The organism is Streptomyces hainanensis, assembly GCF_004348415.1.
Lineage (GTDB): Bacteria > Actinomycetota > Actinomycetes > Streptomycetales > Streptomycetaceae > Streptomyces > Streptomyces hainanensis.
This window is the reverse complement of record NZ_SMKI01000898.1, coordinates 1-749: the sequence shown is the minus strand read 5'-3', so window position 1 is coordinate 749 and position 749 is coordinate 1. Positions and strand designations below refer to the sequence as shown.

Here is a 749-nt window from a genome sequence, read left to right as displayed (position 1 = left end):
GGGTGGGGGAGGGGCCCGGCACCCTGCGGCTGCCCGAGCCGGCGACGCCGACCTGGCTCACCGTCGTCAACCTCGTCCTCACCGTGACCCTGATGGTGGCGCTGATCGCCGAGGCCATGCCGCTGCCGGTGCTCTTCGTCCTCGGCTTCACCGTCGCCCTGGTCTTCAACCACCCCACCTGGGAGAGCCAGCAGGCGCTGCTCGAACGGCACGGCAGGAACGTCGTGTTGGTGACCACCATGATCTTCGCGGCCGGCGTGCTGACCGGCGTCCTCACCGGCACCGGCATGATCGACGAGATGGCCAGGGCGCTGGTCGACGTCATACCCGGCTCGCTCTCCGGCCACCTGCCGGTGCTGGTCGCGATCACCGGCATGCCGCTCAGCCTCGTGTTCACCCCGGACGCCTACTACTTCGGCGTGCTCCCGGTGCTCGCCGAGACGGCGGCCGGCTCGGGCACCGACCCGGCCGAGGTCGGACGGGCCGCCATCCTCGGCCAGATGACCACCGGCTTCCCGCTCAGCCCGCTCACCGCCTCCACGTTCATCCTGGTCGGCATGAGCGGCGTGTCCCTCGGCGAGCACCAGCGGTTCGTCTTCCGCTGGGCCTTCGCCACCTCCCTGGTGATGACCGCCGGCGCCCTGCTGACCGGCGCCTTCGCGCTCTGACGCCTGGCCGCCCCCCGAACGGAACCCGACCGCGGCGCGCGCCTCCGACGCCGGTGCCGCGCCGGCGTGGACGTGTCCGAC

At 72.5% G+C, this 749-nt stretch carries 1 protein-coding gene; it reads left to right on the top strand.

Features of this window, described 5'->3' with window-relative positions:
* A partial coding sequence (locus E1283_RS36710; protein WP_279571327.1) for an SLC13 family permease occupies positions 1-668 on the top strand: 668 nt, incomplete at its 5' end.
* Positions 669-749 lie beyond the last annotated feature (81 nt).